This is a genomic window from Photobacterium sp. GB-50 (assembly GCF_003026755.1).
In the GTDB taxonomy this organism is placed as follows: domain Bacteria; phylum Pseudomonadota; class Gammaproteobacteria; order Enterobacterales; family Vibrionaceae; genus Photobacterium.
Window position 1 is genome coordinate 339,408 of record NZ_PYNX01000001.1, and the last position, 15,760, is coordinate 355,167.

Below are 15,760 nucleotides of genomic sequence, written 5' to 3' on the forward strand. Positions count from 1 at the left end.
CTACCTTCTATCGCATTACCGTTATCGATAATTCGTTAACGGATAAACAACGATACCAAATCTCTTTCGCAGGTTGGCAGCAGTCTGAACTTTCACAGCCAACCAATTCTTTTCCAATCGAACCCTTACGTATCCATACATCAAGCATTGCTTCAACCCCGTCTTCCGACATTCCGAAGTGATCAGAGAGTTGCTTGCGACTGACACGTCCATGCTGTTCAATATATTGTTTTAACTGCTGTAGGATCATTCTACTAACAAGCCTTCAAGGTTAGTTTGTTTTTTTCCTTCTCGTTTCAATAACAAGAAGATACCGCCATTAATCAATACGAAGAAGCTAATCCAGAATGCACTCGTTACAGGATGATCAACAAAGTGAGCAATTTGGTAGAACCAAGTGGCAAACGAGTAAGCCATTAACATCGTCCAACCTGCAATAAACAGAGCAAACTTCTGACCAAACTCACGTACGTAAGCACCCATTGCAGCCGCACATGGTGTGTACAACAGAATGAAAATCAAGTACGCCATTGCAGCTGCACCACTTACGAAGTGCGCTTGAATGTTACCGTATACAGATTCGTTAACACCCTGCTCTTCAGCAACGGCTTGTTTGTTTTCTAAATCACCCACTTCGATACCCAGTGGATCACTAAAGCTTAATGCTGCTAGGTTATCACCAACTGATTCAACTGCTTCTTTTAAGCTAGCAACAAGGTTGTATTCTTCATTGCTATCATCTGTTGCTGGTGCATATAAGCTGTTTAGCGTACCCACAACGGCTTCTTTTGCGAAAATACCCGTAATGATACCGACGGTTGCAGGCCAGTTATCGGCTTTCACACCAATAGGTTCTAATACTGGCGTTACAACTTGTGCGGCTTTTGAAAGTACAGATTTAGACGTATCTTCGTTACCGAATGAACCATCAGTACCTAATGAGTTAAAGAAGCTTAATACTGCCACAACGACAACGATGGTTTTACCCGCACCAAATACAAAGCGCTTTAGCTTTTGCCATGTTTTTATCACCACATTGCGAATAGTTGGTAATTCGTAGTTTGGCATTTCCATGATAAAGCTATCACTAGAGCCAGGGTAAAGCGTTGAACGTAAAATAAGCCCCGTCATCACAGCTGCCACAATACCTAATAGGTACAGTGCAAATACCACGTTCTGACCATTTTCAGGGAAAAAAGCTGCTGCAAACAGTGCATATACCGGTAAACGCGCGCCACATGACATAAAGGGTGCCATTGCGGCTGCGAGTTTACGCTCACGTTCTTGTTCAAGAGTACGAGTTGCCATGATCGCAGGTACATTACAACCAAAGCCAAGCACTAGAGGAACAAATGCTTTACCCGGTAAACCTACTTTTTGCATCACTTTATCAAGAACAAATGCGGCGCGTGCCATATAGCCCGAGCTTTCTAATACCGCAAGGAACAGGTACAAACACGCAATCACTGGAATAAAGGTTGCAACCGTTTGAATACCACCACCGATGCCGTTCGCAATAATTGTTACTAACCATACTGGCAAGTGATCATCTAAAAGATGATGACCACCATCGACTAATAGTGCGCCAAAGCTAATATCAAAGAAATCGATAAATGCACTACCAATGTTTATCGCAAACATAAACATCACGTACATTACTAAGAAGAAAAATGGGATACCAAAAAAGCGGTTCAGTAATACACGATCTATTTTATCCGTTAGGCTGTTACTTAAACGGCCTTCTTGACGACGGACTTTTTGACACAGCTGATGCAAGAAGGTGTAACGCACATCAGCGACTTGAATATCAGGATCAACCGTACTTAATAAATCTGCACGTAAACCACATGCTGTTGTTTTATCTTCATCAGATAGCGTGTTGATCACTAAAGTATCGTTTTCTAATACACGGATACCTTGTGCACGAGCATTTAGCTTATCGTTATGTTTGAATAACGGTGCTAATTGACTCACTGCTCGCTCGAAATCTTGACCATAATCAAGCTCAAACTCGTTAACGACAACACCTTGTGTTAACATCTTGTGTAACTTGGTTTTAAATTCAGCAATACGCTCCATATTATTAGCAGATAACGCTAATACAGGACACCCTAATGCTTTTTCTAACGCTTTAATATCCAATACCTGACGCTGGCGCTTCAATACATCCATCTTGTTAAGCACAACCACCATCGGGCGGCCTAGCTCACGCAGCTGTAGCGTCATGTATAAACTACGCTCCAAGCTCGATGCATCAACAACGTTGATTATCACGTCAGCAGGCGTTGTTAAAATTGCACGTGACGCGATTGCTTCATCAAGGCTATTCGCATCGTTTGCACTATCAAGGTTATAAATACCAGGTAGATCTGTCAGCGAAAAATCATCACCATTGTGTTGGTAGCGACCTGTTTTTTTCTCAACCGTTACACCAGCCCAGTTACCGACTTGCTGCTTAGCGCCAGTTAAGCCATTAAACAACGTTGTTTTACCACTGTTCGGGTTACCAACAGTAAGAATATTATATTGCATTACAGTGCCTCAACCTCGATGTTTTCTGCAATTTGCTTACGTAAAGCGATATCAACACCACGTACACGAACTTGAAGCGGATCACCTAACGGCGCCACACGAACAACGGTAATTTCTGTACGAGGTAGTAACCCCATAACCATCAACTTTTTTCGCGTCGCTGAGGGTAACGCAGACATATTAATGACGGTCCCACAGTTTCCGCATGACATCTCTGACAACTTCATAGTAAATCGTTACCTTAATAAGAATTATTAGCATTTCTGGTTTGAATTTTACATATTGATACATTTCATGTCTTGTCATAAATCAAAAAAACATTTGTTTTTTTGCCATTACATTGCTTAAAAACGACATGGAATCACCAAAAAGGAACAGAAATACAAATACTTAATTCCCTATAGATATAAATCATAAGTGTTGGGTTAATTTAAAAAACGTCTTTGATTAGTTAAATTCAGTGATAAAAACCATAAAAAAAGCGCACAATATGTGCGCTTTTTTACGATTAAACAACTTAGCTCGATATTACATCGTTAAACTTATCCTTATAAAAGCTAACTTGTTTCATTAAATTTTTGCGTTCTTTACCATAGAGTGGATCGGCTTGTGGCAAAGATACTTTCATTGCGTCAACAGGACGACCATTTTTTATCAACTCAAAATGTAAGTGTGGGCCTGTTGAGCGCCCAGTATTACCACTTTTAGCAATACGTTGTCCCATTTTCACTTTATCGCCCACCTTCACCTCACGTTTACTTAGGTGTAAATAACGTGTCATATATTCTCGGCCATGCTTAACGACAATATAGTTACCTGCTAATGGGTGGTAACGTGATTTTACAACGACGCCATCACCAGCAGCCAAAACAGATGTACCAATCGGAACTGCAAAATCGGTACCATTATGTGGTGATCGGCGTCCAGTGACAGGGTGGAGACGATTTGGATTAAAAGATGAGCTGATACGATAACGTTTCGATGTGGGAATACGTCTAAATGCTCGGTTTAAACTGTGTCCACTACTATCATAGAACTGATCATCATCACCTCTAATAATAAAGGTTGAATCCTTACCATTCGCTGATTTGTAGTAAAAAGCATTAACCTCACCTTTACCCACCGCCTTACCATCAATAAATTCTCGATCAATACCTACAGCAAAACGATCCCCTTTATGCGCTTCGCGTCCAAGGTTAAATTTCCATTGTAAGGCTTTTACTAATGTTTGGATCTGAGTCGGTGTTAGGCCTGCTGCTCGAGCTGAATTATAAAAACTGCCATTTACACGTCCGATGATAGTAACGGGTTTCATCTCACCTTTTTTAACTATCTTTTTATATACATAACCTTTTTTCGATAGTGTAAAGGCATCCGTCTCTTTTTTACTGCGGATAATTTTAAGTTCTGTTAATTTCCCATCATCATTGACTTCCCACTCAAGTGTTTGTCCAACACGCAAATTCTGTACTGACTTATTTGCATCAATTAAGCGGTACATATCTGAAATAGGCAAACCATACTGTGAAAAGATAATCCCTAACGTTTCACCCGATGCCACTCGATGTTTATGCTCAACTTCAACTTTAGCATCATCAAGTTGTTGCTCTATTTCATCTTTTGGTGCTTGGAATTCAGGATCATTTTGATCAAGAGACACACCTAATGGCTCACTATCTTGTTCAGATAATAAATCTAATTTAGATGGCAATGTGACATCAATACGCTTATTTACGCTTGATGATGGAAAAGTTACTTGTGGTTTTGATGGCTGCCACATTATGGCAGCCATCATAAGCACAGAGGTGGAAACTAACGCAATTTTGTGCTGACGCGGCAGCTCTTTAATAGAAGTTGCTGCCGCTTGATATAATTTCATTTTCTATTTTAAACACTTGGTAAAGCTCTGTCCGAGTTCCTTAATAAAACGGACGTATCCTCCCTTGCCCACTTCGACATTTGTCGCCATTGGATCAAGGGTTCCTATGTTTACCCCTGTGCCTTTAGTTACACTATCAACAACTGCTGGTGAAAACTGCGGCTCACTGAATACACAATAAGCTTGCTTATCTTTTAATGATTCACGAATTGCGATTAGAGTTTTAGCACCAGGCTTACGATCAGGCTCAACAGTAAAGTGCCCTAAGTTATTCAGACCAAACTGATGTTCGAAATACCCATAGCCATCATGAAAAACAAAATAGCCATTATTTGAAACAGGTTTTAATTCCGCATTAAGTTCACTTACAGCTTGATTAACTTCAGTGGTAAACGTTGAAAGATTATCGAGATAAACAGTTTTATGCAATGGATCATGTTTAATCAATGCTTCCGTGATCACATTTGCGGCTTCAATTGTCTGTTTTGGTCCCATCCAGAAATGCGGATTAAGCCCAGAGTGATGATGACCTGCATGATCACCATGGTCATCATGAGCATCGTGACCTTCATGATCGCCATGGTCATTGTGATCATCGTGGCCGGCATGATCGCCATGGCCATCGTGAGCGTCGTGGCCAGCATGATCGCCATGGTCATCGTGATCGTCGTGACTGGCATGATCGCCATGGTCATCACTCGGTTTAGCACCATAATTTAGAAAATCGATACCAGCTTGTTTTGTCAAAGCGAAGCTATTTGGGTTTGTAGCCATAAGTTTTGTTAAAAAAGTTTCTAGTTGAGGCCCAACCCAAATTACCAGATCTGCATCATTCAATTTTTTTACATCTGATGGACGTAATGCATAATCATGTGGAGAAGCTCCTGGTGGTAAGATTGCATCTGACGTTGCTGCACCTTGAACTAACTCACTAACAATCAGGTTTAATGGTTTAATGGTTGTAACAACTTTAAAGTCATCTGCCATTGCTGAACCTGATAAAGCCAGAGCTGCTGCACAAAACAATGATGATATACGTTGCATTATTTTATTATCCTAAAAAATAAGTGTTGCACTTTTATACTGCTAATTATTTATATGATGAGCAATATATTCCCTAACGAACATGATAATGTTACAATATAACACATCAGTAATGTTATATTATAACATTACCTTTTATTTCTAAAGCCTATTAAGACAACTTCCTTTATGTCAACCCTAATCGAACTACAATCAGTCACTGTCTCATTTGGTGAACGTGATGTTTTGGATAATATTACGCTTAAGCTTGAACGCGGTGAAATTACCACCTTAATCGGTCCTAATGGTGCAGGTAAATCAACCTTAGTAAAAGTCATAACAGGACTGAGTAAAGCCACAAAAGGAAAAGTGGTTCGTAAAAAAGGAATTCGTATTGGCTATGTGCCTCAAAAGCTACGCCTAAATAATACCCTGCCTCTTTCTGTCGATCGTTTTATGCGTCTTGCTGGGCGTTATAATCAAGAACAACGTATCGAAGCTTTAAACATGGTTAATGGTCGTCACCTACTTAATAGCGATATGCATGGGCTCTCTGGTGGTGAAATGCAACGTGTCTTACTTGCACGTGCCTTATTGCAAAAACCGGATCTACTGGTACTTGATGAGCCAGTACAGGGGGTTGATGTAAATGGCCAATTAGAGCTTTATCGCCTGATCCAACAGTTACGTGATTTACTTAACTGTGCCATCTTGATGGTTTCTCACGACTTACACCTTGTCATGGCGAAAACTGATAATGTGATTTGTTTGCAACATCACATCTGTTGCTCTGGTAGTCCACTGACTGTGACGAGCCACCCTAAATACATTGCATTATTCGGTCAAACATCGACAGAGCAGCTTGCTGTCTATGAACATAAACATAACCACCAGCATGACGATTCAAATAAAACTCATAAATGCTGTAATAACCATGAGGAATCAAAAGCATGATTGAGTTTCTTCTGCCGGCCTTGATCGCTGGTATTGGTATTGCAATACTCGCCGGTCCACTGGGCTCATTTGTTGTTTGGCGAAAAATGGCTTATTTCGGCGATACATTATCTCATGCCTCTCTACTCGGTATTGCGCTAGGTTTTCTTTTTAATATCAACTTAAATCTGGCGTTAGTTATCTGTTGTTTAGTGCTTGCAGTTGTACTGGTTACGCTACAAAAACAACGTTATGTAGCCACAGATACTTTACTGGGTATCTTAGCCCATAGCGCTTTATCGCTAGGTCTGGTTGCAGTGAGCTTCCTCGACAATGTTCGTATCGATTTAATGTCATATCTATTTGGTGATTTATTGGCTGTAACCACTAACGATCTATTATGGATATATTGCGGTGGTGCTGTCGTTTTAGCTTTATTGATTTATCTATGGCGACCACTACTTTCGATGACTATTAGTGAAGAAATGGCTCAAGTAGAAGGCGTGAATGTCGATTTAATGCGCCTATTACTGATGTTAATGGTGGGTATGGTAATCGCTGTTGCGATGAAATTTGTTGGGGCATTGATCATTACATCATTACTTATCATTCCTGCCGCGACCGCTCGACGTTTTTCACACAGTCCAGAATCAATGGCCGTATTTGCGTCAATTATTGGCGCGATAGCTGTGGTTCTTGGTCTTGCAATGTCATGGCATTACGACACGCCAGCAGGCCCTTCTGTTGTTGTATCTGCCGCTGCAATGTTTATGCTTAGCCAACTAAAACGCACTGCGCGTTAACCTTATCTTCATTACTTGGGTAGCTGACAATATTATTTAAATATAAATTTCACAATAATAGATAAATTCTGTCACTACCCATTCTTACTATCTTTCCTGTTCAACTTATTAAATAAATAATAAACACAGGAAAGCAAAGCAATGAGTAAGGAAACGTTCGATCCTTCCCGCTATAACACCAGTAATAACAAAGCATTTGAAGATGTACTTCAAGCTAACTTGCAACGCCGAAGCATCCTCAAGGGTGGCTTAGGTATGAGTGCAATGTCAGCTCTTGGTGCATTAGGTCTTGCTGGTTGTAACTCTTCAGGTTCAACTGAAGCAACGTCTAAGGTAGCAGATCGTTCTCAAGCTGTTTTAAATTTCGATTCTATCCCTGGTTCGTTAACTGATGCCGTTTCTATTCCTTCTGGTTACACCGCACAAGTATTAGTCCCTTGGGGTACACCATTAAATGCGACTGCAAATGCATGGAAAAATGATGGTACAAATAACAGTACTGATCAGTTAAATGCATTAGGTATGCACCATGACGGTATGCACTTTTTCCCATTAAACGAACAATCTACTGATGGATTACTTTGTATTAACCACGAGTACATTGATCAGCAAGCACTGCACTCAAACTGGGACAAAGATGCCGAAAGAGCAAAAGAAGTACGTACTGATATAGACGAAATCCGCAAAGAGATAAACGCTCATGGTATTTCTGTTGTTCGTATCCAACTTGAAAATAACCAATGGAAGTTAATCGACAGCGACCCACTTAACCGTCGCTACACCGGTGCAACTGTAATGGATTTATCCGGCCCTCTCGCACATTCTGAGTTAACCGTCACTCGCTTCTCACCTGACGGTAGTCAAGCACGGGGAACACTCAACAACTGTGGTAACGGCTATACTCCGTGGGGAACTTACCTCACCTGTGAAGAAAACTGGCCGGGCTATTTTACTAATACTGGTACACGCACTAAAGAGCAAGATCGTATTGGTATTTCGGGCACAGGTAAGTATTTACAAGGTCGCTATAAGTGGGAAACGTTAGCAGGCCATAATGAAGAACGTCTTGATGAATTTGCTCGTTTTAATTTGGCACCGACAGGTACTTCATCACTTGACGATTATCGAAATGAAGCCAATGGTCATGGCTACATTGTTGAAATTGATCCATATACAAAAAACTCTCGAGCTAAAAAACGTACCGCGTTAGGGCGTTTCCGCCACGAAGGCTGTACCTTTGGCAAACTAGAAGAAGGTAAGCCTGTTGTGTTTTATTCAGGCCATGACTCACGCTTTGAGTACCTATACAAATTTGAGTCAGCAGCATTATGGGATCCCGCTGATGCTTCACCTTCAAACCGCTTATTAACCGGTGATAAGTATATGGATGAAGGCACACTATATGTTGCTCGATTTAATGAAGACAGTACCGGAACTTGGCTGCCGTTAACCCTTGATAGCCTCACAACTTCAGGTGATACACTGGCTTCACACTTTAACTCATTGGCTGAGATCATCATTAATACTGCAGGTGCCGCTGATTTAGTTGGAGCAACACCAATGGATCGTCCTGAATGGGCAGCAGTGGATCCATTTACGGGTTCTGTTTACCTCACCCTAACCAATAACACTAAACGTAAAGACAGCACTAACCCTGCCAACCCTCGCCTAAATAATAAATTTGGTCATATCATTCGCTGGGATGAAGGTGAAAATCCAACAGAGTTTAACTGGGATATTTTCGTTTTTGGCTCACCAAGTAATGGTGATGAAGAGACAAACCGCTCAGGTTTAACAGATCTAAATCAGTTTGCTAGCCCTGATGGATTAGCGTTTGATCAACGAGGTATTATGTGGATTCAAACCGATAATGGTGCTGATGAAGTTGAAGAGTACACCAATGATCAAATGCTTGCGGTAGTGCCATCTCAGTTACTGAATGAAGATGATAGTCAAACAGTTATTGCTAGCTCAAATCAGGCAGAGCTAAAACGCTTCTTTGTTGGTCCAAATGGTTGTGAGGTCACAGGTTTCACCATTAGCCCTGACTACAAATCTCTGTTTGTTAATATTCAACATCCGGGCAATTGGCCATATAGTGATAATGCCGCCGAAGCAGCACCTAGCGGTACAGAAGTTCGACCACGTTCATCAACGGTCGTTATTCGCCGTGAAGATGGTGGTGAGATTGGTGTTTAACGCTCTGTATTACTAATCAATAAAAAAGCCCTGCAAATGCAGGGCTTTCATTTTCAATGGGTAGGTAGAGATTACCAGTTAGTTACTTCACGTAACGCTTTACCGATATCTGCTAAACTTTTTACTGTCTTAACGCCAGCTTCTTCAAGTGCAGCAAATTTATCTTCAGCCGTACCTTTACCGCCAGAAATAATAGCACCTGCGTGACCCATACGCTTACCAGGAGGTGCGGTAACACCCGCAATGTAAGAAACAACAGGTTTTGTCACGTTCTCTTTAATGTAAGCTGCTGCTTCTTCTTCAGCAGTACCACCGATTTCACCAATCATTACAATCGCTTCTGTCGCTGGATCTTTTTCAAACATTTCAAGGATATCAATGAAGTTTGAACCTGGGATTGGATCACCACCGATACCTACACATGTAGATTGACCAAAGCCTTCATCTGTTGTTTGCTTAACCGCTTCGTAAGTCAATGTACCTGAACGCGATACGATACCTACTTTACCAGCCTTATGGATATGACCCGGCATGATACCAATCTTACACTCATCTGGTGTAATAACACCCGGACAGTTAGGACCAATCATACGAACGCCAGCTTCATCAAGGCGAACTTTAACATCTAGCATATCCAGTGTTGGAATGCCTTCTGTAATCGTTACGATAAGCTCGATGCCAGCATCAATTGCTTCTAAGATTGCGTCTTTACAAAACGGCGCGGGTACATAGATAACTGTCGCTGTTGCACCAGTCACTTCAACTGCTTCACGTACCGTATTAAATACAGGTAGACCTAGGTGTGTTGTTCCGCCTTTACCTGGAGAAACACCACCCACCATTTGTGTTCCGTACTCAATCGCTTGCTCTGAGTGGAATGTACCTTGTCCGCCAGTAAAGCCCTGACAAATTACTTTGGTATCTTTATTAATTAAAACTGACATTATTTACCCTCCGCTGCAGCAACAACTTTTTCCGCCGCTTCTGTTAACGAAGTCGCAGCAATAATATTAAGACCACTATCTGCAAGTTTCGCTGCACCTACTTCTGCGTTGTTACCTTCAAGGCGAACAACAACTGGTACTTTAACGCCAACTTCTGCAATAGCGCCGATGATGCCATCAGCAATCAAATCACAACGTACAATACCACCGAAGATATTAACCAATACGGCTTTTACGTTGCTATCAGAGAGGATAATTTTAAATGCTTCAGTAACACGCTCTTTGGTTGCACCGCCACCTACATCAAGGAAGTTAGCCGGCTGTCCACCGTGCAGGTTAACGATATCCATCGTACCCATTGCAAGGCCTGCACCATTAACCATACAGCCAATGTTTCCGTCGAGTGCAACGTAATTTAATTCCCACTGTGCAGCATGTGCTTCACGCTCATCTTCTTGCGATGGATCATGCATTTCACGGAGTTTAGGCTGGCGATACATTGCGTTAGAATCGATATTAATCTTACCGTCTAGGCACAATAGGTTATTATCACCCGTGATAACTAGTGGGTTAATTTCAAGCAATGCAAGGTCATATTCAGCGAACATATTTGCTAAGCCCATAAAGATCTTAGTAAATTGTTTAATCTGATCGCCTTTAAGACCCAGTTTGAATGCAAGCTCACGTCCTTGGTATGGCTGAGGCCCAACCAATGGATCAATTGCTGCTTTATGAATAAGTTCAGGTGTCTCTTCTGCTACTTTTTCAATTTCCACACCACCTTCAGTTGATGCCATGAAAACGATACGGCGAGAGCCACGATCAACCACTGCACCTAAGTACAACTCATTGGCAATATTAGATGCTTCTTCAACTAATATTTTGGTTACTGGCTGACCATTAGCATCTGTTTGGTAAGTTACTAGATTTTTACCTAGCCAGTTTTGAGCAAACTGTTTAATACCATCTTTGGTTTCATGTAATTCCACACCGCCCGCTTTACCGCGACCACCAGCGTGAACCTGACATTTAACTACCCACTTACTACCACCAATTTTACCTGCCGCTTCTGCCGCCTGTTGTGGCGTATCGCAAGCGTAACCTTCTGGTACAGGTAAACCATATTCAGCGAATAGCTGTTTTGCCTGATATTCGTGCAAATTCATGATGTTCTATCCGTTTTCTTATCCCTTTGGGACTTGTTATATCCATACGAGGTACTCTTGGGAACCTCTTCGTGATTAGATTTGGCAATTTGACTAACTGTCATTAACAGGCTGAATAATGAGCATTTATCCAGCCTATTTACCAAATTATACGTCTAGTAGTAGACGTGTTGGATCTTCAAGTAACTCTTTAATCGTTACTAAGTAACCCACTGATTCACGACCATCAACTAAACGGTGATCGTAAGATAACGCAAGGTACATCATAGGCAAGATTTCAACTTGTCCATTCACCGCCATAGGGCGATCTTGGATTTTATGCATACCTAAAATCGCAGCTTGTGGTGGATTAATGATCGGCGTCGACATCAATGAGCCAAACACACCACCATTAGTGATCGTAAAGTTACCACCTGTTAAATCTTCAACGGTTAACTTGCCGTCACGACCTTTAATTGCAAGTTCACGAATACCCTTCTCAATTTCAGCAAGGCTTAGCTTATCGCAATCACGTAGAACAGGCGTTACCAGACCACGAGGTGTTGATACTGCAATGCTTACATCAAAGAAGTTGTGATAAACAATATCATCACCATCAATAGATGCATTTACTTCTGGGTAACGCTTTAGTGCTTCAACCACAGCTTTTACATAGAAAGACATAAAGCCAAGACGAATACCATGACGCTCTTCGAAGATATCTTTGTATTGCTTACGAAGATCCATGATTGGTTTCATGTTCACTTCGTTAAACGTTGTTAACATCGCCGTACTATTTTTAGCTTCAAGCAGGCGCTCAGCTACACGCTTACGTAAACGTGTCATAGGCACACGTTTTTCGCTGCGGTGCGCTAGTGGCGTATCAACAACAGGTGCTTTTGTCACAGCTGATGCTGATTGATTCTTTAAGTATGCTTCTACATCTTCTCGAGTAATGCGACCACCAACACCAGAGCCTTTAACAGCACCTGCATCAATACCATGCTCACTTAACAAACGACGAACGGCTGGGCTTAATGCTTCACTTGTTTCTTCTGTTAAAGAGGCGGTGTTACGCTTATTCGGTGACGCTTCAGCTTCTGTTGGTACATCTTTTGTTGGTTCACCAGCAACTGCGCCAACTTTGATTTTACCAATCAACTGTTTAGTAAGAACAGTCGTACCTTCACCTTCAAAAATAGCTTCTAACACGCCATCTTCAGGAGCTGGAACTTCAAGTACTACTTTATCTGTTTCAATATCAACCAATACCTCATCACGAGATACGGCATCGCCAGGTTGTTTGTGCCAAGTGGCAACGGTTGCGTCAGCCACAGATTCCGGGAGGTCGGGAACCAGAATTTCGATTGTCATATCGGTTTTGTCCTTTTTGTTCCAGTTCTAATTATTATTTTGCTCTTGAGGAGCAATTGTTAAAGCGTCTTCTATAAGTGCTTTTTGTTGTTTCAAATGCACCGACATGTAACCTACCGCCGGTGAGGCTGATGCTGGACGTCCGGCATAACTTAAACGCGCACCTGCTGGTAACGCAGAATAGAAGTTATGTTGACTTGAATACCACGCGCCTTGGTTTTGCGGCTCTTCTTGACACCAAACAAAATCAGTTACGTGCTTATATTCAGCAATTGCAGCTTCAACGTCTTCTTTCGGGAATGGGTACAGTTGCTCGATACGAACAATCGCCACATCCTCTTGTTCATTCTTGCGGCGTTGCTCCAGTAAATCGTAATAAACTTTACCTGAACAGAAAACCACACGTTTCACTTTATTTGGTGCTAAATCATCAACTTCAGCAATCGCAGGTAAGAAAGTACCGTTAGCTAAATCGTCTAACGTAGATGTACATAACGGATGGCGCAGCAATGATTTTGGCGACATTACAATTAATGGTCGACGCATTGGACGAACCACTTGACGACGGATCATGTGGTAAACCTGTGCAGGTGTTGATGGAACAACAACTTGCATATTTTGCTCTGCACACAATTGTAAGTAACGCTCTAAACGTGCCGATGAGTGCTCTGGGCCTTGACCTTCATAACCATGTGGTAGCAGCATGGTTAAACCACACATACGCCCCCATTTTTGCTCACCAGAACTGATGAATTGGTCAATCACAACTTGAGCACCATTAGCAAAATCACCAAATTGCGCTTCCCATACCGTCAAACCACTAGGCTCAGCCGTTGCGTAACCATATTCAAAGGCTAATACCGCTTCTTCAGATAACACTGAGTCGATCACTTCAAACGGACCTTGTCCATTGTGAAGATTAGCTAACGGCACATAAGTACTAGCATCTTCTTGGTTATGCAGTACAGCATGACGATGGAAGAAGGTACCACGACCAGAATCTTGGCCTGTAATACGAATACGATTACCTTCGTCAACTAATGTGGCATAAGCCAATGTTTCAGCCATACCCCAATCAAACGCTTTTTCACCCGCAATCATAGCGACGCGATCGTTATATAGCTTTTGAACACGGCTCTGTAAAACATGACTATCTGGATATTGGCAAAGGCGAGCACCTAACTCTTTTAAACGCTCAACAGGCACTTTGTTATTCCAATCAACTGTCCAGTCATGGCCTAAGTACGGTGACCAATCAACTGTATGAAGATGCATTGGACGCCATTCTTTTACCACACACTCGCCACGATCTAACGCATCACGATATTCATTGACTAAGCTTGTTGCCGTATCTAAACCAAACACGCCAGTGTCGGTTAAGTAATCGGCATAAATCTTACGAGGCGTAGGATGCTTTTTGATCTTTTGGTACATAAGAGGCTGAGTTGCATTCGGCTCATCCGCTTCATTGTGACCATGACGACGGTAACAAACCAAATCAATAACAACATCACGCTTAAATTCATTACGGAAATCAAACGCAAGTCGAGTTACAAAAGCAACCGCTTCAGGATCATCAGCATTAACGTGGAAAATAGGTGACTGCACCATCTTAGCGATATCAGTACAGTATTCTGTCGAGCGGGTATCATTTGGATTAGAGGTCGTAAAACCAACTTGGTTATTGACGACAATACGAATAGTACCGCCAACACCATAACCACGTGCTTGAGACATATTGAACGTCTCAGCAACAACACCCTGTCCAGCAATCGCTGAATCACCATGGAGTGTAATAGGTAATACTTTAGAACCCGTATCATCACCTAAGCGATCTTGACGAGCGCGGACAGAACCCACAACAACTGGGTTTACAATTTCAAGGTGAGATGGGTTAAAGGCAAGAGCAAGGTGAACATCGCCACCTGGTGTAGCAAAATCTGCAGAAAAGCCTTGGTGATATTTTACATCACCCGTACCCCAGCTTTCGCCGTGCTTACCTGCAAACTCATCAAATAAGTCTTGTGGCTTTTTACCTAATACATTAACTAACATGTTTAGGCGACCACGGTGGGCCATGCCAATAACAACTTCGCGTACACCTTGAGAACCAGCGTGACGGATCAGCTCTTTCATCATTGGAATAAGTGCATCACCACCTTCTAATGAGAATCGCTTAGCTCCAGGGAATTTCGCGCCTAAATAACGCTCAAGACCTTCAGCTGCGGTCAATTCATCAAGAAATGAAAGTTGCTCTTCTTGTGAGAAGGAACCGTGCCCCATTACCGATTCAAGACGTTGTTGGATCCAACGCTTTTCCTCAGTATCTGTAATGTGCATGTATTCTGCACCAATAGAGCCACAGTATGTTTTCTTTAACGCAGCATAAATTTCAGAAAGCTTCATGGTCTCTTGACCAACAGCAAACGAGCCTACGTTAAATGTTTCATTAAAATCTTCATCAGTAAGATTATGGAATGCCGGATCAAGATCTGGAACTAAATCACGCTGCCATAATCCTAATGGATCAAGTTTTGCATTTTGATGCCCACGGAAGCGGTATGCATTAATCAGCTGCAATACCTTTACTTGTTTCGCATCTACATCTGGATCACTGACGGTAGCACTTAAAAAGTTGGTTTCTTTCGCTAAACGTCGGAAATAATCACGAACACGTGAGTGAGGTTGTTCTACAGCAGTCTCATTGACTACCGGTAATTCAACAAAAATATCACGCCATTGCTCGTCAACTAATTCTGGGTCGCTAAGATACAACTCGTAGAGATCTTCTACGTAAGTCGCATTGGCGCCAGCTAAATGTGAAGACTCAAGCCATGCCTTCATAACGCCGTTCTGCATTATTTTCCCTTAACCACTAGTTATCGCCGTTTACACCGATTGTTTAATCAGAGCATTAAGGCCGGATCA

The 15,760-nt window shown here is 41.9% G+C and carries 12 protein-coding genes; 3 read left to right on the forward strand and 9 right to left on the reverse strand.

Features of this window, described 5'->3' with window-relative positions; all coding sequences use genetic code 11:
- Positions 1-7: 7 nt before the first annotated feature.
- From C9J41_RS01445 to C9J41_RS01465, 5 genes are all read right to left on the reverse strand, one after another.
- Positions 8-250: a FeoC-like transcriptional regulator gene (locus C9J41_RS01445; protein WP_107245581.1), complete on the reverse strand. Its 243-nt coding sequence runs from the start codon at positions 248-250 to the stop codon at positions 8-10.
- A complete protein-coding gene (feoB, locus tag C9J41_RS01450) occupies positions 247-2,532 on the reverse strand; it encodes a Fe(2+) transporter permease subunit FeoB (RefSeq protein WP_107205586.1) in 2,286 nt (761 codons plus the stop codon). The genes C9J41_RS01445 and feoB overlap by 4 nt, the downstream gene beginning before the upstream one ends.
- Complete coding sequence (locus C9J41_RS01455; protein ID WP_105060630.1) at positions 2,532-2,759, reverse strand: FeoA family protein; 228 nt, start codon at positions 2,757-2,759, stop codon at positions 2,532-2,534. The genes feoB and C9J41_RS01455 overlap by 1 nt, the downstream gene beginning before the upstream one ends.
- A gap of 290 nt (positions 2,760-3,049) precedes the next feature.
- Entirely contained in the window at positions 3,050-4,411 is a 1,362-nt protein-coding gene (mepM, locus tag C9J41_RS01460) for a murein DD-endopeptidase MepM (protein ID WP_107205585.1), read from the reverse strand.
- Between the two features lie 3 nt (positions 4,412-4,414).
- The gene (locus C9J41_RS01465; RefSeq protein ID WP_107245582.1) at positions 4,415-5,455 is read right to left on the reverse strand and encodes a zinc ABC transporter substrate-binding protein; all 1,041 of its coding nucleotides are present in this window, start codon (positions 5,453-5,455) and stop codon (positions 4,415-4,417) included.
- A 168-nt stretch (positions 5,456-5,623) separates the two neighbouring features.
- Between C9J41_RS01465 and znuC the strand changes: the two genes are divergently transcribed.
- The 3 genes from znuC (at position 5,624) to C9J41_RS01480 (ending at position 9,369) form a co-directional block, all read left to right on the forward strand.
- On the forward strand, positions 5,624-6,388 hold the full coding sequence (znuC, locus tag C9J41_RS01470) for a zinc ABC transporter ATP-binding protein ZnuC (protein ID WP_107205583.1): 765 nt from the start codon (positions 5,624-5,626) through the stop codon (positions 6,386-6,388).
- A complete protein-coding gene (gene znuB, locus C9J41_RS01475; protein ID WP_105060634.1) occupies positions 6,385-7,170 on the forward strand; it encodes a zinc ABC transporter permease subunit ZnuB in 786 nt (261 codons plus the stop codon). The genes znuC and znuB overlap by 4 nt, the downstream gene beginning before the upstream one ends.
- Before the next feature lie 141 nt (positions 7,171-7,311).
- Complete coding sequence (locus C9J41_RS01480) at positions 7,312-9,369, forward strand: PhoX family phosphatase (RefSeq protein ID WP_107294118.1); 2,058 nt, start codon at positions 7,312-7,314, stop codon at positions 9,367-9,369.
- A 71-nt stretch (positions 9,370-9,440) separates the two neighbouring features.
- Here the strand turns inward: C9J41_RS01480 and sucD are convergent, their stop codons facing one another.
- From sucD to sucA, 4 genes are all read right to left on the reverse strand, one after another.
- Positions 9,441-10,313 (reverse strand): succinate--CoA ligase subunit alpha, encoded by an 873-nt coding sequence (sucD, locus tag C9J41_RS01485; protein WP_005370551.1) that lies wholly within the window; start codon positions 10,311-10,313, stop codon positions 9,441-9,443.
- Positions 10,313-11,479: an ADP-forming succinate--CoA ligase subunit beta gene (gene sucC / locus C9J41_RS01490; protein ID WP_005370549.1), complete on the reverse strand. Its 1,167-nt coding sequence runs from the start codon at positions 11,477-11,479 to the stop codon at positions 10,313-10,315. The genes sucD and sucC overlap by 1 nt, the downstream gene beginning before the upstream one ends.
- A gap of 147 nt (positions 11,480-11,626) precedes the next feature.
- Positions 11,627-12,832 carry a 2-oxoglutarate dehydrogenase complex dihydrolipoyllysine-residue succinyltransferase gene (gene odhB / locus C9J41_RS01495; protein ID WP_107205581.1) on the reverse strand — a complete coding sequence of 402 codons (1,206 nt, stop codon included), beginning with the start codon at positions 12,830-12,832 and terminating at the stop codon, positions 11,627-11,629.
- 27 nt (positions 12,833-12,859) lie between these two features.
- On the reverse strand, positions 12,860-15,691 hold the full coding sequence (gene sucA / locus C9J41_RS01500) for a 2-oxoglutarate dehydrogenase E1 component (RefSeq protein WP_107205580.1): 2,832 nt from the start codon (positions 15,689-15,691) through the stop codon (positions 12,860-12,862).
- Between the last annotated feature and the right edge of the window lie 69 nt (positions 15,692-15,760).

What these genes read in the sequence shown, in the direction of transcription:
- C9J41_RS01445 (WP_107245581.1), bottom strand. Translation starts at nt 250, where the DNA reads ATGATCCTACAGCAGTTAAAACAATATATTGAACAGCATGGACGTGTC.
- feoB (WP_107205586.1), bottom strand. Translation starts at nt 2,532, where the DNA reads ATGCAATATAATATTCTTACTGTTGGTAACCCGAACAGTGGTAAAACA.
- C9J41_RS01455 (WP_105060630.1), bottom strand. Translation starts at nt 2,759, where the DNA reads ATGAAGTTGTCAGAGATGTCATGCGGAAACTGTGGGACCGTCATTAAT.
- mepM (WP_107205585.1), bottom strand. Translation starts at nt 4,411, where the DNA reads ATGAAATTATATCAAGCGGCAGCAACTTCTATTAAAGAGCTGCCGCGT.
- C9J41_RS01465 (WP_107245582.1), bottom strand. Translation starts at nt 5,455, where the DNA reads ATGCAACGTATATCATCATTGTTTTGTGCAGCAGCTCTGGCTTTATCA.
- znuC (WP_107205583.1), top strand. Translation starts at nt 5,624, where the DNA reads ATGTCAACCCTAATCGAACTACAATCAGTCACTGTCTCATTTGGTGAA.
- znuB (WP_105060634.1), top strand. Translation starts at nt 6,385, where the DNA reads ATGATTGAGTTTCTTCTGCCGGCCTTGATCGCTGGTATTGGTATTGCA.
- C9J41_RS01480 (WP_107294118.1), top strand. Translation starts at nt 7,312, where the DNA reads ATGAGTAAGGAAACGTTCGATCCTTCCCGCTATAACACCAGTAATAAC.
- sucD (WP_005370551.1), bottom strand. Translation starts at nt 10,313, where the DNA reads ATGTCAGTTTTAATTAATAAAGATACCAAAGTAATTTGTCAGGGCTTT.
- sucC (WP_005370549.1), bottom strand. Translation starts at nt 11,479, where the DNA reads ATGAATTTGCACGAATATCAGGCAAAACAGCTATTCGCTGAATATGGT.
- odhB (WP_107205581.1), bottom strand. Translation starts at nt 12,832, where the DNA reads ATGACAATCGAAATTCTGGTTCCCGACCTCCCGGAATCTGTGGCTGAC.
- sucA (WP_107205580.1), bottom strand. Translation starts at nt 15,691, where the DNA reads ATGCAGAACGGCGTTATGAAGGCATGGCTTGAGTCTTCACATTTAGCT.